Origin of the sequence: Sinorhizobium sp. FG01 (assembly GCF_002531875.1) — a bacterium.
GTDB classification, from domain to species: domain Bacteria; phylum Pseudomonadota; class Alphaproteobacteria; order Rhizobiales; family Rhizobiaceae; genus Sinorhizobium; species Sinorhizobium fredii_C.
The window spans coordinates 348,799-369,885 of sequence record NZ_NWTB01000007.1 but is presented as its reverse complement, the minus strand read 5'-3'; the positions used below and the strand labels follow the sequence as shown (position 1 = coordinate 369,885).

At 64.6% G+C, this 21,087-nt stretch carries 15 protein-coding genes and 1 pseudogene; 8 read left to right on the top strand and 8 right to left on the bottom strand.

All coding sequences use genetic code 11. The features are described from left to right. Positions 1 to 7: 7 nt before the first annotated feature. The gene (locus CO656_RS14125; protein ID WP_097526186.1) at positions 8 to 496 is read right to left on the bottom strand and encodes a (2Fe-2S)-binding protein; all 489 of its coding nucleotides are present in this window, start codon (positions 494 to 496) and stop codon (positions 8 to 10) included. A gap of 427 nt (positions 497 to 923) precedes the next feature. Between CO656_RS14125 and CO656_RS14120 the strand changes: the two genes are divergently transcribed. Then, positions 924 to 1,175, top strand: coding sequence for a YMGG-like glycine zipper-containing protein (locus CO656_RS14120; protein ID WP_014766143.1), 252 nt, complete (start codon positions 924 to 926; stop codon positions 1,173 to 1,175). Positions 1,176 to 1,289: 114 nt separating this feature from the next. Here CO656_RS14120 and CO656_RS14115 read toward each other — a convergent pair whose 3' ends face one another. Together CO656_RS14115 and CO656_RS14110 are read right to left on the bottom strand one after the other, a co-directional pair. After that, positions 1,290 to 1,700: a DUF1801 domain-containing protein gene (locus CO656_RS14115; protein WP_086022748.1), complete on the bottom strand. Its 411-nt coding sequence runs from the start codon at positions 1,698 to 1,700 to the stop codon at positions 1,290 to 1,292. 63 nt (positions 1,701 to 1,763) lie between these two features. Further along, positions 1,764 to 2,354 (bottom strand): DUF1801 domain-containing protein, encoded by a 591-nt coding sequence (locus CO656_RS14110; protein WP_179864763.1) that lies wholly within the window; start codon positions 2,352 to 2,354, stop codon positions 1,764 to 1,766. A 224-nt stretch (positions 2,355 to 2,578) separates the two neighbouring features. Between CO656_RS14110 and CO656_RS14105 the strand changes: the two genes are divergently transcribed. From CO656_RS14105 to CO656_RS14090, 3 genes are all read left to right on the top strand, one after another. Further along, a complete protein-coding gene (locus CO656_RS14105) occupies positions 2,579 to 3,310 on the top strand; it encodes a DUF899 domain-containing protein (RefSeq protein WP_179864762.1) in 732 nt (243 codons plus the stop codon). Positions 3,311 to 3,603: 293 nt separating this feature from the next. Beyond that, positions 3,604 to 5,517 (top strand): autotransporter assembly complex family protein, encoded by a 1,914-nt coding sequence (locus tag CO656_RS14100; RefSeq protein WP_097526185.1) that lies wholly within the window; start codon positions 3,604 to 3,606, stop codon positions 5,515 to 5,517. A gap of 209 nt (positions 5,518 to 5,726) precedes the next feature. Continuing rightward, positions 5,727 to 11,348, top strand: coding sequence for a translocation/assembly module TamB domain-containing protein (locus CO656_RS14090; protein WP_097526184.1), 5,622 nt, complete (start codon positions 5,727 to 5,729; stop codon positions 11,346 to 11,348). A gap of 202 nt (positions 11,349 to 11,550) precedes the next feature. Here CO656_RS14090 and CO656_RS14085 read toward each other — a convergent pair whose 3' ends face one another. Then, positions 11,551 to 12,030 carry a VOC family protein gene (locus CO656_RS14085; protein ID WP_037417610.1) on the bottom strand — a complete coding sequence of 160 codons (480 nt, stop codon included), beginning with the start codon at positions 12,028 to 12,030 and terminating at the stop codon, positions 11,551 to 11,553. Between the two features lie 92 nt (positions 12,031 to 12,122). Beyond that, complete coding sequence (locus tag CO656_RS14080; protein ID WP_037417614.1) at positions 12,123 to 12,557, bottom strand: Lrp/AsnC family transcriptional regulator; 435 nt, start codon at positions 12,555 to 12,557, stop codon at positions 12,123 to 12,125. A gap of 138 nt (positions 12,558 to 12,695) precedes the next feature. Here CO656_RS14080 and rocF point away from each other — a divergent pair, with 138 nt between their 5' ends. The 4 genes and pseudogenes from rocF to CO656_RS14060 all read left to right on the top strand — a co-directional run. Continuing rightward, positions 12,696 to 13,619 (top strand): arginase, encoded by a 924-nt coding sequence (gene rocF, locus CO656_RS14075; protein ID WP_097526183.1) that lies wholly within the window; start codon positions 12,696 to 12,698, stop codon positions 13,617 to 13,619. A gap of 65 nt (positions 13,620 to 13,684) precedes the next feature. Further along, on the top strand, positions 13,685 to 14,890 hold the full coding sequence (gene rocD, locus CO656_RS14070) for an ornithine--oxo-acid transaminase (protein ID WP_097526223.1): 1,206 nt from the start codon (positions 13,685 to 13,687) through the stop codon (positions 14,888 to 14,890). 193 nt (positions 14,891 to 15,083) lie between these two features. Then, positions 15,084 to 15,563, top strand: a complete 480-nt coding sequence (locus CO656_RS14065; RefSeq protein ID WP_037417621.1) for a chemotaxis protein CheW — start codon at positions 15,084 to 15,086, stop codon at positions 15,561 to 15,563. A gap of 21 nt (positions 15,564 to 15,584) precedes the next feature. After that, positions 15,585 to 16,785 (top strand): annotated as a pseudogene (locus CO656_RS14060) (PAS domain-containing methyl-accepting chemotaxis protein); the annotation flags it as partial. Positions 16,786 to 16,873: 88 nt separating this feature from the next. On the opposite strand, the gene CO656_RS14055 reads toward CO656_RS14060, so the two are convergent. Genes CO656_RS14055 through fdhF form a run of 3 tightly spaced genes read right to left on the bottom strand, consistent with a single transcriptional unit; the run spans position 16,874 to position 20,927 of the window. After that, positions 16,874 to 17,104 carry a formate dehydrogenase subunit delta gene (locus tag CO656_RS14055; protein ID WP_037417624.1) on the bottom strand — a complete coding sequence of 77 codons (231 nt, stop codon included), beginning with the start codon at positions 17,102 to 17,104 and terminating at the stop codon, positions 16,874 to 16,876. A 20-nt stretch (positions 17,105 to 17,124) separates the two neighbouring features. Beyond that, positions 17,125 to 18,039 (bottom strand): formate dehydrogenase accessory sulfurtransferase FdhD, encoded by a 915-nt coding sequence (gene fdhD, locus CO656_RS14050; protein ID WP_095678014.1) that lies wholly within the window; start codon positions 18,037 to 18,039, stop codon positions 17,125 to 17,127. Between the two features lie 8 nt (positions 18,040 to 18,047). Further along, complete coding sequence (fdhF, locus tag CO656_RS14045) at positions 18,048 to 20,927, bottom strand: formate dehydrogenase subunit alpha (RefSeq protein ID WP_097526182.1); 2,880 nt, start codon at positions 20,925 to 20,927, stop codon at positions 18,048 to 18,050. Positions 20,928 to 21,087: the final 160 nt, after the last annotated feature.

Sequence of the window (21,087 nt, the reverse complement as noted above, 5' to 3'; positions counted from 1 at the left end):
GTGCCGCTCATTCCGCTGCCTGACGCACGCCGCCCATTTCCTGGGCCGCGGCGAGGATCGCCTTGACGATGTTGTGGTAGCCGGTGCAGCGACAGATATTGCCTTCGAGTTCGAAGCGGACCGTCGCCTCGTCGAGACCGCTGCCGTGACGCCTGATCATGTCGACCGCCGTCATCACCATGCCGGGCGTGCAGAAGCCGCATTGCAGGCCGTGATGCGCCTTGAAGGCTGCCTGCACTGGGTGGAGCTCGCCATTTTGCGCCAATCCCTCGATGGTCGTGATCGCCGAACCTGCGGCTTGCGCCGCAAGGATGGAACAGCTCTTCACCGATTGGCCGTTCATATGGACGACACAGGCACCGCATTGCGATGTGTCGCAGCCGACATGAGTACCGGTCAGTCCGAGATTTTCGCGGATAAAGTGCACCAGCAGCGTCCGGTCGTCGCAGACGCCGCTTACCTGGCGGCCGTTGACCGTCATTGTTACTTTCGCCATTTCGCTCCTCCGGGGTCGGTCCGTACCAGGGCGAGCGCGGCTTCGAATCGGGTGAGATATGTTCACGCGACTGAAAGTACGCGCCCTGATATCAATGCCCTTTGCCAGTGGTCCGCTCCTCCCGGACCATTGTCGACATTGTATCATTTGTCTTTTTGCCGAATGTCGCAACCGTCTCGGCCGCAGAAGGGCAAAAAAATCCGTCACGGCATGTAACGGCGGAAACAGCGCCTTCATCTTCTGTTCAGGAAGGATCGCATTATCTTGCGGCCGGACGACCGCGCCGCCTCCAGTGGACTTTCCTGGGCGGCGGGGTATTTTCCGCATTGCAAGTTCAAGTGGAGGGACGCGGGTCGCGTCTCGCCGCCACCACCCAAGAGACGGACGAAGCGACAGGCTGACATCCGTAGAGATCGGAGAGGACAACATGAAGAAAGCCATCGCACTTGTTCTGGTCGCCCTGTCGGTTGCAAGCTGCACGCAGACGGAGAAGGGTGCCGGCATCGGCGCGGCGTCGGGCGCGATCATCGGCGGCGCCATCACGAACGACGTGCGCGGCGCGGCGGTCGGCGCCGCCATCGGCGGCGTTTCCGGCGCCGTGATCGGCAACGTCACCGAGCAGCCGGGCCAGTGCTACTACCGCGACCGCTACGGCCGCCGCTATATCGACCGTTGCTGATCGCCACCGGCAATCATCGAACGAACGGCCCCGGAGCAATCCGGGGCTTTCTTTTTGCGTGGAGTCATTTGGCGGGATTGCGGCGCCGTCATTGGGCCGATTGCACGATGATTCTCAGGCGCTCTTCGATCTTTTCTGGGGGTGACCAGCCTTTGACGATAGGTTCAGTGCCGCGGCCGCCCGAATGAGCGCCTTCAACGCCTCTTCGTCGATCTTTTCGCCCTCATGGATATCGATGGCGCGCCTGGTATTGCCTTCGAGGCTGGAGTTGAACAGGCTCGCAGGATCCTCCAACGAAGCACCCTTGGCGAAGGTCAGCTTGACGACGCTCTTGTAGGTCTCGCCGGTGCAGATGATTCCGGCATGCGACCAAACCGGAACGCCCCGCCACTTCCACTCCTCGACCACGTCCGGGTCGGCATCCTTGATAAGCTTTCGCACGCGGGCGAGCGTCTCGCCCCGCCAGTCGCCCAGCTCTTCTATCCTCGCATCGATCAGCTGCGAGGGAGAGTTTTCCCCTTCCATCCTCTTCTCCATGGCTGTTTCACTCTCTTCATGATTGCCGTCGCACGCCCTTGCCCTCTCCGCTCACATGCGTTCGCCGGGCAATTGGCTGGCTTGCTTCACCCAGGCGGCAAACTGAGCCTCGTCCAGCTCCTCGTCCTCATGGATGTTCAGGTACCGCACTTCCTTCTGTTTGGACTCGCCTGGCGGCACCGGATGCAGCGAGGTGCCGCGAAAGAACGCCACCTTGATGTATTTCGTGAAACAGTGAATGCCGAGGAACCAGCTCTGCTCCTCCATTCCATAGAGCGGCGAGTTCCATTTGACCGCCTTGCGGACATCGGGGACGGTCCGCTCGATCAGCGCGTCGAGGCGGCGTCCGAGATCGCTTTTCCAGCCGGGCATTGCGGCGATATAGGCCTGCACCGGCGCGTCGCCGTAGCCCTTGGCGATCTGCGGATTGCCGCCTGAGAGAAGCTTCGGCTTCGTCGCCGCTTCCGCGCTTTCGCTGTTTTCTGCGGTGGATTCAGGCATTGCGGAGCGCGCCGGAGATGCCTTCGCCGCGGCTTTAGTAGGCTTGCGGGCGGGTGACTTGGCAGCCGGCTCGGGCGACTTGGCTTTCGCAGACATGCGCTTGGTGTCGGCCTTCTTCTCCATTCTCGCCTTGTCGGCCATCCGCTCACTCCCGTGAAAGACGAATACATAGTCACGAATACCTCAACTTCCAGTCAACTCGACTGGCGAGGATACCGATCAATTGGCGCCGAACGACGCGGGCTCCAATCAGCCTTGCATCGGGTTGCCGCCACACTTGTGTGCAAGACTGTGTGACAAGCAATTGTGATGAACCGAATGGAACGCGCGCTCAGCCATGAGGCGCGGCAACCGAGGAGGAAGCCATGACCACATCAGCCGAGAAGCAACCGACGGGCGGACAGCCTGCCATGCCCACACCACCGGTCGTTGCGCCGGAGGCTTGGGAGGCGGCCCGCGAAGATCTGCTCGTGAAAGAAAAGGCCCTGACACGCGCCCGTGACCGGCTCGCCGCCGAGCGCCGGCGGATGCCCTGGATGGCTGTGACGAAGGACTATGTCTTCGAGGGGCCAGCAGGCAAAGTGAGCCTGCTCGACCTGTTCGACGGCCGGCGCCAATTGATCGTCTACCGCGCCTTCTTCGAGCCCGGCGTGGAAGGCTGGCCCAACCACGCCTGCGTAGGCTGTTCCATGGTGGCCGACCAGGTCGCCCACCTCGCCCACCTCAATGCTCGTAACACCACCCTCGTCTTTATATCACGGGCGCCGCAGGCGGACATCGTGCGGCTGAAGGCGCGGATGGGCTGGGAGATCCCATGGTTTACGATTACGGACGGCTTCGACGCCGATTTCGGCGTTGACGAATGGCACGGCACGAACGTGTTCTATCGTGACGGAGACCGCCTGTTCCGCACCTATTTCATCAACAACCGCGGCGACGAGCAGATGGGGAGCACCTGGAACTATCTCGACTTAACGCCCCTCGGCCGGCAGGAGGTCTGGGAGGATTCGCCCGAGGGCTATCCCCAGACCCCGCCCTACAAGTGGTGGAACTGGCACGACAGCTACGTCGAAAGCGAGGCTCCAGACAAGAAGTAGACCGAGCATCGAGCGACGGAGAGGCGGCATTCCGGAAGCAGGAGGCGAGCAGTCAGGATCGCTGCGACGGCCGCTTGCGGCCCCGATCCTCCCCAGCCGCCTACCCGCCGCTCTTTGTGCCCGAAGCACCACAGAACGAGTCCTTTTTGGCCAGAATCCGACCCGAATCGCCGCTGCAGGGTGGATGCAACCGGCCCTGATCGTTAACAAATGGAAAACTTTGCCCTGCTAGAGTGCCCATTGCCGCACATGCAGGCATTGAGTAAAGAGTCGCCTGAAACGGGATGCGGAGGATGTCTCCACCACGCTCGAGTACTGCGTATTTGAAGGCGGCGACAGTGTTCGCGCTTGCGGCCTCGACGGCGCTCGGCCCGATTTTCGCCGGCCAAGCGCAGGCGATCCGGATCTTCGGCATGCGCTTTTTCGAAAGCGCCGAGGAGCAGGTCCAGGTTCTCGACCCGGTCAACTACACGCTTACATTCGAGCCTGGAACGGATGATGAGGAGCTGCGCGAGGCGCTCGAAAATGCTTCGCAGCTCAATCAGGATCAGGAAAAGCCGGTCTCCGGCGACCTCGGCCTGTTGATCAAGGCGCGCGACGACCGGGAGCGGCTGCTCGCCGCGCTCTACGAAAAGGCGCGCTACGGCGGCACCGTGACGATCCTGATCAACGGCCAGGACATCGACAGCCTGCCGCCCGACCCCTCCTTCCCCGATGGCCAGGCCGTGCCGGTGACCGTGCGCGTCGCGCCGGGTCCAGCCTTCACTCTCGGCTCGGTGAGGTTTGAGGGCGATGCGGCAGGGCTCGACCCGGCGACCTATGATCTCACACGCGGCGCCCGTGCAGACTCCACGCTGATCATCAAGGCGGGAGAGCAGATCGTCGTCGATCTCAAGGAACAGAGCCGGCCACTTGCCAAGATCACCGAGCGCAGCGTCGTCGCCGACCATGCCACCTCCACCGTCGACGTGACGATCAGGGCCGAATCCGGACCGGTCGCGCCGGTCGGCGCTCTCACGGTTACCGGCACCAGGACCGTCGACCCGAATTTCGTTCGCGACTATTCGCGGCTCAACCATGGCCGGCCCTATTCGCCGGAAAACATCCGCAAGGCCGCCGAGCGGCTCAGGACGCTGAACGTCTTCTCCAGCGTCACCATTGTCGAGGCTGATCAGCTTGCTCCCGACGGCACCATCCCGATGAACATCCAGGTGTCGGAGGGCAAGCACCGCTATTTCGGATTCGGCGGCCAGGTATCGACGACAGACGGGCTCGGTCTGCAGGGCTATTGGGGCCATCGCAATCTCTTCGGCCGGGCCGAGTCGCTCCGGATCGAGGGCTCCGTCGACCGGATCGGCGAGACCACGGATGTCGGCGGGCTCGACTATTCGGCCGGTATTCTCTTTGCCAAGCCCGGCGCCTTCGGTCCGGCATCGACGTTCACGGCAAGCCTCAAGGCGGCAATCGTCGATCCGGATGCCTATAACGCCAAGACGATCACCGCCGCGGCCGGCGCCGGCTTCGAGCTTACGCCAGAGGATACCGTTTCCGTCGGCGCCGAGCTCAGCTGGGCCGATATCGACGACGCCTTCGGCTCGAATTCCTATCTGACGGCCGCGATCCCGCTCGAATATGTCCGCGACACCCGCGACGACAAGCTGAACCCCACGGAAGGCTACCGGGCGATGATCAACGCGAAGCCGAGCTACGAGATCGAAGGTCAGACCTTCTTCAGCTCCTTCGAGACCTCCGCCTCCGCCTATTACGCGCCGGGCAGCGAAAATCGCTTCGTGTTGGCCGGCAAGCTCGGCGCCGGCGTGCTCGTCGGCGGCGACGAACTTTCCGACATTCCGGCAACCCGGCGTTTCTTCCTCGGCGGCGGCGGCTCGGTGCGCGGCTATTCCTTCCAGGAGATCAGCCCGCGCAATGACGACAACGAGGAGACCGGCGGCCGCTCCTATGTGAACGGTTCGCTGGAGGTCCGGATTGCGGTAACCGATACGATCGGTGTCGTGCCCTTTATCGATGCCGGCAGCGTCTCGACGAGCACGGCGCCGGATTTTTCCGACATCCGCGCCGGGGCCGGCATCGGCCTGCGCTATGCGACGCCCTTCGGGCCCATCCGTCTCGATTTCGCGGTGCCGCTCAACAAATATCCGGGCGGCACCGAATACGGGATATATGCGGGCATCGGACAATCTTTCTGATGCGCGCGGCAATGCCATGGTAAACTACAGCGCCGCGCGTCTTATCAGACGCGCAAAGGTCGCTGTAGCACTTTGAATTGCTGCATGTCTTTGTCCCTAAGTCCAGGTCGATTTACGGACAAAGACATGCAGTAGGCAAATCCGCCTGCGGGCGATGAGGTTCCGTCCTGCCGATTCCAGAGCGGCGTAACATGGTCTATGGATAGGACATGAATCAGGTCATCGGCACATTTCGGTCAGCGCTGCGCTACGTCTTCGCCTTTCTCGGCGTGGTCGTCGTTGCGCTGTTTCTCCTCGTCGCCTTTCTCGGCTTCACCGTGCCCGGCGCACGTGTCGTCGCCTGGGCGATCGAAAAATATGCGGCGACCCCTGACCAGATCGTCCGCATCTCCGATCCGGGTGCGCTGCTCACCGGTGACTTCACCGCCGGAACGGTGACGCTCTTCGACGGCGAGGGAATCTATGCGGAGGTCCGCGACCTCTCGGTGAACTGGTCGCCGGCCGAGCTTCTGTCGATGCGCTTCGATGCAAGCAGCATCTCGGCGGCTTCCGTACGCCTCGAACGGCTGCCGATCCCCTCCACCGAAACGAAAGAGGTCCGACGGACACTCGCATTGCCCGTGGACGTGAAAATCGATGCCTTCGATCTCAAAGAGATCGTTATCGGCAAGGCGATCGCCGGCAAGGACCAGTTCCTAACCGCGAAAGGCAGGGTCGACGCGACGAATTCGAGGATCGCGCTCGCCTTGGATGCAGCCGAGCGCGACCGCCCGGAAGCACGCGCCGTCGCCGATCTCGTCTTCAATCCGGCCGGAAACGAGCTGAGGCTCGAGGCCGAGATCGCCGAGCCGAAGGGCGGGCTGCTCGCCAAGCTGCTGCGGCTGCCGGGCGAACCGGCAGTCGATATCCAGGTGACCGGACAAGGACCCCTCTCCGACTGGACGGGCTCCGGCACCGCATCGCTCGACGGCAGCGAGCTTCTCCGGTTGGAAGGCCGGCACGTGCTAGCCGCCGACGGCATGCACAATCTGAAGCTCACCGGCGGCGGGGCTTTCGCCCAGCTGATGCCGGCCGCTTTCAGGCCGCTTTTCGAGGGATCGACCAGCATCGACCTGACCGCCGCCTTCGACGGAAAGAGCAAGGTCCGGATCGAAGCGGGCAAGCTTGCGACCGGCGCCTTGACGCTGAACGCCTCGGGCACGGTCGACAGCCGCGGCGAGAACAATCTTCAGGCAAGCGTCGCCGGCACGAGCGGTCCGTTCGATTTCCGCTGGCCGCTGAAGGATGGCGAGCTGCAAGCACGGGTCAACACGGCGAACCTGTCGCTGATCGGCGAGGGACAATCGGCGATCCTCGACGTCGCCGCCGACGTCGTCTCGCTCGGACTGCCTCAAGGCAGTCTCGGCGCCATCCGGCTCGCGGCGCAAAGCGACGCCTTCAACCTGGAAATGCAGGCCGGATCGCTGAAGGCAACCGTGGAGATCGGCGAGGCGCGGTTCGCAAACGCGGATCTCGATCGGGCGATACAGGCGCCGATGAAGCTCGCCGGCACGATCGGGATCGCGCCGGATGCCATCCATTTCGATCCGCTGACGCTTGAAAGCCCCGGCATCGGCGGTTCCGTCACCGGGGCACTCGATCGCGCCGACAGCACACTCGAAGCCGCCTTCAAGCTCTTCGCAGTGCCGGCAGTTCTGCCGCCGGCGCTTGCCGAAAAATTCGAAAAGACGATCGCCGTCTCCGGCAATCTGGTGACCGAAGAGGACGGCAGCGTCCAGCTGAGCGGCCTCGATGTCAAATCCGAAGCCGTCGAAGCCTCCGGCTCGCTGACGCTTTCGGGCGAGACGCTGACGGCCGATATCAGGGGCACGCTACCGGAGCTTGGCCGGCTTCTGCCTGACGTGAAGGGCAGCGCGGATTTCCAGGCGGCCGCATCAGGGCCCTTGAGCAAGCTCGGCGTCAAGGCAGAGATCACGTCGAGCGGCGCGACGCTTGCCGGGCGTACTTTAAGCGAACTCACGATCAACGCCGATGCGACGGCGACGCCCGGCAGCCCCGAAGCGAAGCTCACCGCCACCGGCACGCTCGACGGCCAGCCGATCGACATTCGCGCCGACGTCGTCTCGAAGGACGGTCTTACCGCCGTTCCGACGCTGGAAGCGAAAATCGGCGGCAACAGCTTGACCGGTGCGTTCGACCTGACGGCCGATTTCAAGCCGAACGGCAAGCTCGACTTCAACCTGCCGGATCTCGGGCTGCTTGCCGCCATGGCCGGCCAGCAGGCATCCGGCGACCTCGCCGGTTCGGCGACGCTCGAGACCGCAAATGGCGTTACCTCGGTGGCGCTCAAAGCCAATGGCAACAGCGTAGAGCGGGGCACGCTGACGATCGCAAAACCAGCGGTCGATCTAGCTATCGCCGATATTGCCAGGCCGGCCATCAAGGGCAATGTCAGCGCCGAGAGCGTTGCGCAGGGTGAAAACCGGATGGCGGACCTCAATCTCGCCTTCGAACAGCAGGGCAGCCGCACCGGCTTCTCGGCCGAGGGCCTCTATGACGGCGCACCGCTCAGGGCTTCGGGCGAACTGACGAGCGAGGCCGGCCGCACCGAAATCCGCCTCGCCTCCGCCTCTGCGGCGCCGCGGCGCCTGCCGCTGCAGCTTGCAGCGCCGACCGTGATCGCGATCGAAAACGGCGCGGCTCGGCTCGACGGCCTCACCATCCAGGCATCGACGGGTACCGTCGCCGTCTCCGGCACGGCCGGCGACCGGCTCGACCTCAGCGCGAATCTCAACGACTTGCCCGCCGTGCTCATCAACACCTTCGCACCGACGCTCGGTGCCGAGGGCACCATTGCCGGCACCGTCGATATCGACGGCGAGGCGCAGGCGCCGGTGGTCGCCTACGACCTCGCCTGGAGCGGCGCCTCGATGTCCTCGCTGCGCGCCGGCGGTCTTGCCGCGCAGGACCTGACCGCCAAGGGCACGGTCTCCGTCACGGAGGCGGCGATCAGCTTCGACCCGACGGTGATCGAGAGCCCCGGCTTCCGGGGCAATCTCACCGGCAGCCTCGCCCGCGCCGAAAAAGCGGCAACGGCGACCTTCGACGTGCGTGCCGAACCGAGCTTCCTGCCGGGTGGCCTGGCCGCGAGATTCGACACGCCGGTGACTGTCTCGGGCAAGGTCGAGACCGGCGCTGATGGCAGCGTCAGGCTGAGCGCCCTCGAGGTCGAGTCCGGCACCGTCAACGCCAAGGGCTCGGCGACGATCGCGGCAGGTCAGCTGACGGCCGATGTCGAGGGCACCTTGCCCGATCTCGGCAAGCTGCTCGCCGACGCGCAAGGAAAGGCCGGCTTCAACGCAGAGATTTCCGGCCCGCTTGACGCGCTCGCCGTCAAGGGAGAGCTGACCTCGAGCGGCGCCATGCTTGCCGGCCGATCGCTGACGGACCTGACGGTCACCGCCGACGCAACGGTCAAGCCGGGCAGCCCGCAGGCGAAGCTCACCGCCACCGGCGGGCTCGACGGCCAGCCGATAGACGTCAGGGCCGAAGTGGTATCGGCGGATGGCCGCACATCCATCCCGACGCTCGAGGCTAAGATCGGCGACAACCGCGTCACCGGCGCGATCGAGCTCACGGCGGACTTCAAGCCGAACGGCACCGTCGACTTCAACCTGCCCGATCTCGGCCTGGTCGCCGCCATGGCCGGCCAGAAGGCGTCCGGCGACCTTTCAGGATCGGCGACGGTCGCGACCTCGAACGGCATCACTTCCGTATCCGTCAAGGCCAGCGGCAGCAGCATAAAGCGCGACGCGCTGACGATCACCAAGCCCGTGGCGGATATCCGCATCGCCGATATCGCCGCCCTGGCAATCCGTGGCAGCGTCAGGGCCGAAAGCGTTGCCCAGGGGCAGAACCGCGTCTCCGCCGTCAACCTCGCCTTCGACCAGCAGGGTGGCCGAACAGGGTTCGAGATCGCCGGCCAATATGACGGCGCTCCGCTCTCGGCCAAGGGCGATCTGGCAAGCGCCGGCGGCCGCACCGAGATCCGTCTGGCCTCGTTTTCGGCAGCCCCGCGGAGATTGCCGCTGACGCTTGCCAAGCCGACCGTCGTCGCTATCGACAACGGCACCGTCCGCCTCGGCGACCTCACCATCCAGGCATCCAAGGGTACGATTTCCGTCGCCGGCACGGCCGGCGCGACGCTCGACATTTCCGCGAAGCTCAATGCCCTGCCCGCGGCGCTGATCAACACCTTCGCGGCGACGCTCGGCGCCGAAGGGACGATCGACGGAACGGTCGAGATCAGCGGCACTGCCGCAGCGCCGGTCGTCAACTACGATCTGAGATGGAGCGGCGCTTCGGTCTCGGCCGCGCGCGGCGCCGGCGTATCGGGGCTCCAAATCACGGCAAAAGGCCGCTTTGCCGATAATCGCGTCACGCTCGACGCGACCATCTCCGGGCCGGGTGGCCTCTCCTTCCGGGGCGGCGGCCATGTCGATGTCGCCGGCAGCATGCCGATGTCGATGAAGTTCGCCGGCGACGTGCCCTTCGCGCTGCTTGCCGCCAAGCTGGCGGAGCAAGGTTTCACCCTCACCGGCTCGGCCGGGGTCGATCTTTCCCTTTCCGGTCCGGCCCGCGCGCCGCAGATCACCGGCACGGTTGCGACCACCGGCGGCCGGCTCGTCGATGTCCGGCGCAATCTTGCCCTCAACGACCTTGCGGCCAACGTTACGCTCGACGGCCGGCAGGCGACGATCAGCCGGCTTTCCGGCAATCTCGCCAGCGGCGGGTCGATCGAGGCGAGCGGCACTGTCGGCATTGCAGCCGCTTCCAACTTCCCGGCCGACCTCAGAATCCGCCTCAACAACGCCACCTATGTCGACGGCACGCTCTTCACCGCCAATCTTGCCGGCGATCTGACGCTGAAAGGTCCGCTCGTCGCGACGCCCACGCTCGGCGGCCAGCTGACGATCCACAGGGCGGCGATCACCGTGCCGGAAAAACTGCCGACCTCGCTGTCGGCGATCGACATCCACCATCGGAATGCGCCGGCCGGCGTGCGGCAGATGGCACGCGACGTGCGCAGGGAAACGTCCTCGTCGGGCGGTGCAGGCGTCAATGCCGGCGGCGTCATCGCCTTCGATCTCGCGGTCCGTTCGCCCGGGCAGTTCTTCGTCCGCGGACGCGGCATCGATGCCGAGCTCGGTGGCGACCTGACGATCCGCGGCACCGCCGTCAGGCCGATCGTCTCCGGCGATTTCGACATGCGGCGCGGCCGGCTCGAAATCCTCGGCAAGAGGCTGACCTTCACGGACGGTCACATCGGCTTCGGCGGCGACCTCATTCCGACGCTCGACCTCGACGCCACCTCGAGCGCGGGCTCGACCACCATCACGGTCAACATTGCCGGGCCGGCCAACAACCCGACGGTGACCTTTTCCTCCTCGCCGGCGCTGCCGCAGGACGAGATCCTGGCACAGCTGATCTTCAACCGCTCGCTCAACAATCTTTCGGCGTTCCAGATCGCCCAACTCGCCTCCGCCGTCAGCCAGCTTGCCGGCGGCGGCTCGACGTCGCTGCTCGACGGCCTGCGCAACAAGCTTGGTGTCGACGACCTCGACATCACCACCGACGAGAGCGGCGGCGCCCAGGTGCGGGCTGGCAAGTATTTGAACGACCGGACCTATCTCGAATTGCAGCAGGGCTCCGACTCGGCCTCCAGTAAGGCGATCATCAACCTCGATGTCGGCCGCGGCGTGAAACTGAAAGGCGAGGCAGCCGGCGATGGTTCGGCTGCCGGCGGTATTTTCTTCGAGAGAGAGTATTAATCGGGGCTTGAGGAAAGTCCCCTCCCCAACCCCTCCCCACAAGGGGGAGGGGCTTAACGCGCAGCGCCCTCCTCCAGTCCCGCAATTCTTATGAGACGGCTGCAACGGTCAAAAAAGAGAGGAAGCGGCTGCGGCATCGAAGTCCTTCCCCCTTGTGGGGAGGGGTTGGGGTGGGGCCTTGGGTCAGGAACACAATCCTCTCTCAAGCCGCATTCCTGTCAGCCCCAAAGGCATTCAAAAATTCACTCTCGTCGACCGCCGTGAACAGTGCCCAGATATGGCCGAACGGGTCGATGAGGGCGGCGACACGGTCGCCGGTCGGCAGGGTCTCGACGGCGTTACGCAGGCTGGCGCCGGCGCCCATTGCCCGGGCGAGCACACGATCGACATCGTCGATCTGCAGCTCGAGGATCGCCGCGGTGGTGCCGAGCGCATGCGGCGAGCGCGGTCCCCCGAGATGCGGTTCGGCATCGCGGCGCGGATTGGCGCCGGCGACCCGGAAGATCGAGTCGCCAATGCTGAGATCAGCGCTCGTCAGAATGCCGCTCCATTCATGGCGCTGGAGGAGCTCTGCACCGAAAACCTCGCGATAGAAGGCGATTGCCCGCTCCTCGTCTCCATGCCTGACGAACAGTTTGATGCAGATCTGTCGCGCCATTGGGCCGCCACCGGAAATGGCCATGACATCCTCCCTTGTTCGCTGAGACGGAGCATCCTACACGGGCATTAGAACAAATCAAGAACAAATTGTCCGCGCAGCCCGAATCCGTGCGACTAAAACGCGCCGGACAATTTGCTCGTCTTGAGCAGGATGTTCGTTTCAGTGACGGTGATCCCATCAATTAGCCTGATGCGGCGCAAGGTCTCGTCGAAGCTCGCGAGGTCGCGGTCCTCAAGCTCGGCGATGAAGTCCCACCGCCCGTTGGTGCTGTGCAGCGCCCTCACCTGCGGCAGGCCGCGCAACTGCTCGGCAACCCGGTCGGCCATCTTGCCGTGAACCTCGATCATGACGACGGCGCGAACCCCCGAGGCGGGGATTTCCGATCCCGTCCGGATGGTGAATGCGGCGATCGTTCCATTCCTCACCAGCCGGTCGATGCGGGCAGCAATGGTGGCGCGCGAAACGCCGGTCATCGCCGACAGCGTCGAAACCGGTGTCCGCGCATTTTGACGAAGGGCGCTGATCAGGGCCTGGTCGAGGTCGTCCATTCTCTGTCATTTTGTCGAACATTGCTTTTCATAGTGAGAAGAGTAGCCTTCTTATCGGCAGTTTTCCATCTTTTTGCCGTCACAGCTATTGGCGATAATCTCTGCCGGACTCACAGATTCGAGCGAGGGAAGAAGGACATGAAAACCATCACGTTGATCGGTGCACCCATCGAGGAAGGTTCGGGGCGTCGCGGCGCTGCGATGGGCCCGACGGCGCTCCGGATCGCCGGCATCGACACGGTCCTCGCGGATCTTGGTCACACCGTTCACGACGAAGGCGACCTAACGCCGCTGCCGGCCCGCGACCTTCCAAACCATGCGGGCGCAAACAATCTGCAGATGGTCGCCGCCTTTGCCCGGGCGCTCAACGACACCGTGCACGACACGGCGCGCAAGGGGCATTTTCCGATCATTCTCGGCGGCGACCATGCCCTCTCGATGGGCAGCGTCTCCGGCATGGCGCGCTATGCACACGAGGTTGGCCGGCCGCTCTTCGTGCTCTGGCTCGACGCTCATGCGGATTTCAATTCGCCTTCGACCTCGCCCTCCGGCAACATGCACGGCATGCCGGTCGCCTTCTTCTGCGGCGAGGCGGAATTCGCCCCGATCCTTCAGTCGAACCGGCCGCTCGTCGATCCGAAAAGGGTCTACCAGGTCGGTATCCGCTCGGTCGATGCACGCGAGCGCGAGGAGATCGCCGAACACGGCGTCAATGTCTTCGACATGCGCGCCGTCGACGAGATCGGCATGGCCCATATCATGCGTCAGATCCTCGACGAGGTGCGCGCCGCCAACGGCCTCTTGCATGTGAGCCTCGACGTCGATTTCATGGATCCGGAGTTTGCCCCGGGGGTCGGCACCACCGTGCCGGGTGGCGCCACCTTTCGCGAGGCCCATCTTATCATGGAGATGCTTTGCGACAGCGACCTCGTCTCCTCGCTCGACGTCGTCGAACTCAACCCGTTCCTCGACGACCGCGGCAAGAGCGCCCGCATCCTGGTGGAACTGACCGCAAGCCTCTTCGGCCGCCGCATCCTTGACCGGCCGACCCGGAGCGCCTGAGAATGATCGATCCGGACCTCCGCCGATCCGAAGCGGCGGCCGGAAGGAGATAGCGGAGGGGAATGATGAAGACCACGGCAGCCCTGATCGAGACCGAACACCTGCTCGGCGCCCACAACTACAAGCCGCTCGACGTCGTGCTGACGCGCGGCGAAGGGGTCTATGTCTGGGACATCGAGGGCAACCGCTATCTCGACTGCCTATCCGCCTATTCAGCCGTCAACCAGGGCCATTGCCACCCGAAGATCTTCAGGGCGATGGTCGAGCAGGCGCAGAAGCTGACGCTCACCTCGCGCGCCTTCCGCAACGACCAACTAGCTCTCTTTTATGAGGAGGTCGCCGCCCTCACCGGCTCGCACAAGGTGCTGCCGATGAATTCCGGCGCCGAGGCGGTGGAGACGGCGCTCAAGGCGGTCCGAAAATGGGGCTACGAGGTCAAGGGCGTTGCCGACGATCGCGCCGAGATCATCGTCTGCTCCAACAATTTCCACGGCCGCACGACCGGCATCGTCGGCTTTTCAACCGATCCGGAATCGCATGACGGCTTCGGCCCTTTCGCACCCGGCTTCAAGATCGTCCCCTTTGGCGACATCGGCGCCTTCCGAGCGGCGATCAGCGAAAACACCGTCGCCTTTCTGGTCGAGCCGATCCAGGGCGAGGCCGGCGTCATCGTGCCGCCCACCGGCTATTTCCAGGCGGTGCGCGAACTCTGCACCAAGCACGGCATCACGCTCGTACTCGACGAGATCCAGACCGGCCTCGGCCGCACCGGCAAGCTGCTTGCGGAAGAGCACGAGGGCATCGAGGCGGATGTGACGCTGATCGGCAAGGCGCTCTCCGGCGGCTTCTACCCTGTCTCTGCCGTGCTCTCCAATTCGGAGGTTCTCGGCGTCCTGAAACCTGGCCAGCACGGATCCACTTTCGGCGGCAACCCGCTCGCCTGCGCGATCGCCAGGGCGGCACTGAGCGTGCTCACCGAAGAGGGCATGATCGAGAATTCGGCGCTGATGGGCGAGCGCCTCATGACCGGGCTGACGGACATTCGCTCCAACATCATCAGGCAAGTCCGCGGCCGCGGCCTGATGCTCGCCGTGGAACTCGTGCCCGAGGCCGGCGGCGCCCGTAAATATTGCGAGGCGCTGAAGGAGCGCGGCATCCTCGCCAAAGACACCCATGGCGACACGATCCGCATCGCCCCGCCTCTCGTCATCACTGCGGGCGAGGTCGACTGGGCGCTCGAGCACTTTGCGGCGGTGCTCGCTTCCGTCTGAGTCGGCATCGGCGGGGAGGGCCGGCCTTGCAGGGCCTCGCAAAAAGCAACTCTTAACGAATCCCGGACTAGGATGTCCGCCAAAGCGCAAGGCGGGCTCCCCGCGCATGATGCGGCTTGCGCGTCGCCGGATGTCGTCGGCGGACCCCATCACCAAGTCGCGCCTTGCGGGCGCCGACGGCAAGGAGCTTTAAATGACAGGCACGTTGAAAACGGCTGGATTTGACGGCGAGACGCTGGAGATCATCGCGTTCCGCCTCCACGATCAGGAATTCTGCGTCAAGACGACGACGATCCGCGAAATCCGCGGCTGGGCGCCGTCGACGCCGATCCCGCATTCGCCGCCGGAAGTGATCGGCGTCATGAACCTGCGCGGCACGGTGATCCCGATCATTGACCTCGCCCACAAGCTCGGCATGAAATCGACCGTTGCCAACGAGCGCAGCGCCATCGTTGTCGCCGAAGTCCACAACATGGTGATCGGCCTTGTCGTCGACCGCGTCTCCGACATCCTGACGGTGCAGGGCAACCAGGTGCAGCCGGTGCCGGAAGTCACCGCTTCCTTCGACAAGAGCTTCGCGGAAGGCATCATCGCCAACGAGAGCGGCATGATCTGCTTCCTCAACCTCGCCCGCATGTTCAAGGAGCGTGAGGTGGAAGACCTCGCCGCCTGACGCGAGCCGAACTATGCCCGGACCGCCGAGTACAGCGAGTTCTGGAGGCGGCTTGCCCAGGGCGAGTTCATCGCCGGCGAATTCGTCCGCCATGGCAAGGGCGGCAAGGAGATATGGATCCAGGCCGCCTACAACCCGATCCGCGATCCGAACGGCAAGGTCTACAAGGTCGTCAAGTTCGCGACCGATGTCAGCGAACGCATGGCGGCGATCAACACGCTCGGCGCCGGCCTGCGGTCGCTGGCGGAGGGCGACCTGACCCGGTCACTGGACACGCCATTCGTGCCGAGCATGGAGGCCGTGCCGCAGCGACTTCAACGATGCGGTCGTCCGCCTCTGTCGCGCCATGCAAACGGTCGGAGAAAACGCCGGTGCGATTGCCGGGGGCGCACGCGAGATCCGATCCGCCGCCGACGACCTGTCGAAGCGGACCGAGCAGCAGGCCGCATCTGTCGAGGAAACGGCCGCGGCACTCGACGAGTCACTACCACCGTCGCCGATTCGAGCCGCCGAGCCGAGGAAGCCGGCCTGCTCGTTGCAAAGGCGAAGGATGGAGCCGAACACTCGAAACTGGTCGTCCAGAACGCCATCGGCGCGATGGACCAGATCGCGCAATCGTCGCGAAATCAGCAACATCATCGGCGTCATCGAGGATATTGCCTTCCAGACCAACCTCCTGGCGCTCAATGCCGGCGTGGAGGCGGCGCGCGCCGGCGAGGCCGGCAAGGGCTTCGCGGTGGTGGCGACCGAAGTGCGGGAACTGGCCCAGCGATCGACAAGCGCCGCGAAGGATATCAAGGCGCTGATCACCACCTCCGGCGAGCATGTCCGCAACGCGTCTCGCGGGTCGGACAGACGGGCACGGCAGGTCCAGGAGATCAACCTTAACGTCTCGGCGATCGTCGAAGCGGCGCGGGAACAGGCGACGGGCCTCAGGGAAATCAACCAGGCGGTCAACGCGATGGATCAGGCAACGCAGCAGAACGCAGCCATGGTGGAGGAAAGCACCGCCGCAAGCCACGCCATGTCGCGCGAGGCAGAGGCTCTCTACGACCTTCTTCGGCAATTCCGCATCGGCCAGGCTATGGCCGGTCGTCCGGCCGAAGTGCACGCCGAGACTTCCGCCTCACCGGCTCGGCTACGCGCGCCGAGGGCGGCAAGAGGCGTCCAAAAGGGAAACCTCGCGGTCGTTTCGGCTGCCGAAGGCTGGCAGAATTTCTGAGCGCACCCCGAACCTCGCGCTCGAACAAGGGAAGGCGGCACCTGTGCCGCCTTCCCTTGCCGGTTAAATGCCTGACATTGCTGTTGGCCTACGCTGCTTCCGGCTTCCGGATCTTCGGTGCTGCTTCCAGCACCAGCGGGTTCAATCCCTCGCCGCCGTGCTCGATGTGCTCGAACAGCTTGCGACGCATCCGCGACTCCCAGTATTTGTTGATATGCGTCGCCACGCCCTGCGCCGCCTCATGCGCCGGTTGACTCTGAAAGAAGGTGGCAATCTGGTTCGCCATGTAGATGAGCTTGGCGTTGGTACTTGCAGACATCGGCGACAGCTCCGCTTCTCTCAAAATGGTTCAGAGCGAGAGGCGCGCGGGGAGAACGGCGCCCGCTCCTCCTCGTCCCGCTCCAAGCGCTCGGGGTGGGTGAAAATTTCGAACTCGTCGCCGCGCACCAGCGCGATCAGCGTCATGCCGGCCTGCTCCGCCGTGCGGATGGCAAGCGCCGTCGGCGCCGAAATGGCAATGATCACCGGGCTTCCGGTGATCGCCGTCTTCTGCACCATCTCGACGGAGACCCGCGAGGTGACGACGACGGCGCCTTGGTCGCCCCTGAAGCCGGCCAGCGCGGCGGCCCCCGTCAGCTTGTCGAGCGCATTGTGGCGGCCGACATCCTCGCGAACCGCTATCAGCCCCCGGCCCGGCACGTAAAAGGCAGCACCATGAACGGCGCGCGTTTCTAGGTGCAGGGGCTGCTGACCGTTGAGCATCCCGACGGCGCGGACGACATCCTCATCGGAAAGCCGCAGCGACGAACCGGAAACATCCGGCGTCGTCCGAACCGCCTGCTCGATCGATTCGATACCGCAAAGGCCGCAGCCGACAGGCCCCGCCATATGGCGGCGGCGCAGGCGCAACGCCTCGTTCTGCTCGTCCCGGAGGCGAATCTGCAGGTCGATGCCCTTGTCCTCGGCGATGACCTCGACGTCGTCGATCTGGTCCGGGTCGGTGATGATGCCTTCGGTCAGGCTGAAGCCGACGGCGAAATCCTCGAGATCGGCGGGCGTTGCCATCATCACCGCATGCGTCGAGCCGCCATAGGTGAGCGCGATCGCCGTCTCCTCCGGCACGAGGCGCGATTGCGAGACGAGCACGCCCGCCCGCCGCGCCACTTCCGGAACCTTCGCCGTCGTCGTGAAGCGGCTCCTTTCCGCCGCGCCGACGGTGGCGGCTATGGGAGGCGGGCGTCGTTTTCCTGCCATCGCGCTTCCTACTCCGCTGCCTCCAGCTTGCCGGCAATCCGCCGCGATTGGCGGGCCTGCTCGTCATAGTCGAGCTGCCAGTCGGTCGGACCGTTCGAGGGCGAGACCTGCACCGCCGTCACCTTGTATTCCGGGCAGTTGGTCGCCCAGTCGGAGAAGTCGGTCGTGATGACGTTCGCCTGCGTCGTCGGGTGATGGAAGGTGGTGTAGACGACGCCCGGCGCGACGCGGTCGGTGATCAGCGCCCGGAGCGTCGTGTCGCCCGAGCGGCTGGCAAGCCGGACCCAGTCGCCGTCGCGGATGCCGCGCTGCTCCGCATCGTGCGGGTGGATCTCCAGCCGGTCCTCCGGGTGCCAGACGACATTGTCGGTACGCCGCGTCTGGGCGCCGACATTGTAGTGGCTGAGAATACGGCCGGTGGTGAGCAGCAGTGGGAAGCGCGGGCCGGTCTTCTCGTCGGTCGCCACATATTCGGTACGGATGAACTTGCCCTTGCCGCGCACGAAGCCGTCGACATGCATGATCGGCGAGCCGAGCGGCGCCTTTTCGTTGCAGGGCCACTGCACCGAGCCCATCTTGTCGAGATAGTCATAGGAGACGAGCGCGAATGTCGGCGTCGTTGCGGCGATCTCGTCCATGATCTCGGACGGATGACCATAGTTCCAGTCCAATCCCATCGCCTGGGCGAGCTTCTGCGTCACCTCCCAGTCGGCATAGCCGTTCTTCGGCCGCATCACCTTGCGCACGCGGTTGATACGGCGCTCGGCATTGGTGAAGGTGCCGTCCTTTTCGAGGAAGGTCGAGCCCGGCAGGAAGACATGCGCGTAGTTGGCCGTCTCGTTGAGGAAGAGGTCCTGCACCACGACGCATTCCATTGCCGCGAGGCCGGCGGCCACATGCTTGGTGTCCGGATCCGACTGCAGGATGTCCTCGCCCTGGATGTAGATGCCCTTGAAGGTGCCGTCGACCGCCGCGTCGAGCATGTTCGGGATGCGCAGACCCGGCTCGTTGTTGAGTGTCACGCCCCAGAGCTTCTCGAAGGTTTCGCGCGTGGCGTCGTCGGATATGTGCCGGTAACCTGGCAGTTCGTGCGGGAAGGAGCCCATGTCGCAGGAGCCCTGCACGTTGTTCTGGCCGCGCAGCGGGTTGACGCCGACACCCGGCCGGCCGATGTTGCCGGTCACCATGGCGAGGTTGGCGATCGCCATCACCGTGGTCGAGCCCTGGCTATGCTCGGTGACGCCGAGACCGTAATAGATGGCGCCATTGCCGCCGGTGGCGTAAAGGCGCGCTGCACCGCGCACCAGTTCAGCCGGGACGCCGGTATGGGCCTCGGTCGCTTCCGGGCTGTGATAGGGCTCGGCCACGAAGGCGGCCCAGTCCTCGAATTCCGACCAGTCGCAGCGCTCGCGAATGAAGGCTTCATCGGCAAGGCCCTCGGTGACGATGACATGGGCGAGTGCCGTCAGGATGGCGACGTTTGTGCCCGGCTTGATCGGCAAGTGGTACGAGGCTTCGACATGGGCCGAGCGGACGAGGTCGATCCGGCGCGGGTCGATGACGATCAGCTTGGCGCCCTCGCGCAGCCGCTTCTTCAGCCGCGAGGCAAAGACCGGGTGACCGTCGGTCGGGTTGGCGCCGATGATGATCGCGACGTCGGTGTGCTCGACGCTGTCGAAATTCTGCGTGCCGGCGGAGGTGCCGAAGGTCTGGTTGAGGCCGTAGCCGGTCGGCGAATGGCAGACGCGGGCGCAGGTATCGACATTGTTGTTGCCGAAACCGGCGCGCACCAGCTTCTGCACCAGATAGGTCTCCTCGTTGGTGCAGCGCGACGAGGTGATGCCGCCGACCGAATCGCGGCCGTACTGGTACTGGATGCGGCGGAACTCGGAAGCCACATGGGCATAGGCCTCCTCCCAGGTCACCTCGCGCCAGGGATCGCTGATCTTGTCGCGGATCATCGGATTGAGGATGCGGTCCTTGTGGCTGGAATAGCCATAGGCGAAGCGGCCCTTGACGCAGGAATGGCCGCGGTTCGCCTGGCCGTCCTTCCACGGCACCATGCGCACCAGCTCCTCGCCGCGCATCTCCGCCTTGAAGGAGCAGCCGACGCCGCAGTAGGCGCAGGTGGTCACGACCGAATGCTCCGGCTGGCCGATCTCGATCACCGACTTTTCCGTCAGCGTCGCCGTCGGGCAGGCCTGCACGCAGGCGCCGCAGGAGACGCATTCCGAGGAGACGAAATCCTCGCTCATGCCGGCGGAAACGCGCGAATCGAAACCGCGGCCGCTGATCGTCAGCGCGAAGGTGCCCTGCACTTCCTCGCAGGCGCGCACGCACCGCGAGCAGACGATGCATTTCGCCGGATCGAAGGTGAAATAGGGGTTGGATTCGTCCTTCGGCGCCCATTGGCGATTGATCTCGCCGTTGTTGCGCGCCTTGACGTGGTTGGACCCGTCATAGCCATAGCGCACGTCGCGCAGGCCGACGGCGCCGGCCATGTCCTGCAGCTCGCAATCGCCATTGGCCGCACAGGTGAGGCAGTCGAGGGGGTGGTCGGAAATATAGAGTTCCATAACGCCGCGACGAACGTCCTTGAGGCGCTGCGTCTGGGTCGAGACGCTGATGCCCTGTGCGACTGGCGTCGTGCAGGAAGCCGGCATGCCGGCCCGGCCCTCGATCTCGACTAGACAGAGGCGGCAGGAGCCGAAGGCATCCATCATGTCCGAAGCGCAGAGCTTCGGCACCTCGATGCCCGCTTCCATCGCCGCCCGCATGATCGACGTGCCTTCTGGCACGGTGATCTCCTGCCCGTCGATCGACAGCGTCACCAGCTTTTCGGACTTGGAAGCAGGAGTGCCGTAATTGATTTCATGAACGAGAGACATTCTGGGCCTCCTGAGAAATTGCGTTCAGCGAGGGCTCGCCCCCCTCTGCTTTCCCGGGCATCTCCCCCATAAGGGGGGAGAATGGATGTGGCACGTTCTGCATCCACACCGGAGAATTCCACCCGCAGAATCGTTTTGGCGGGAGCGGGCGGCCAGCCGC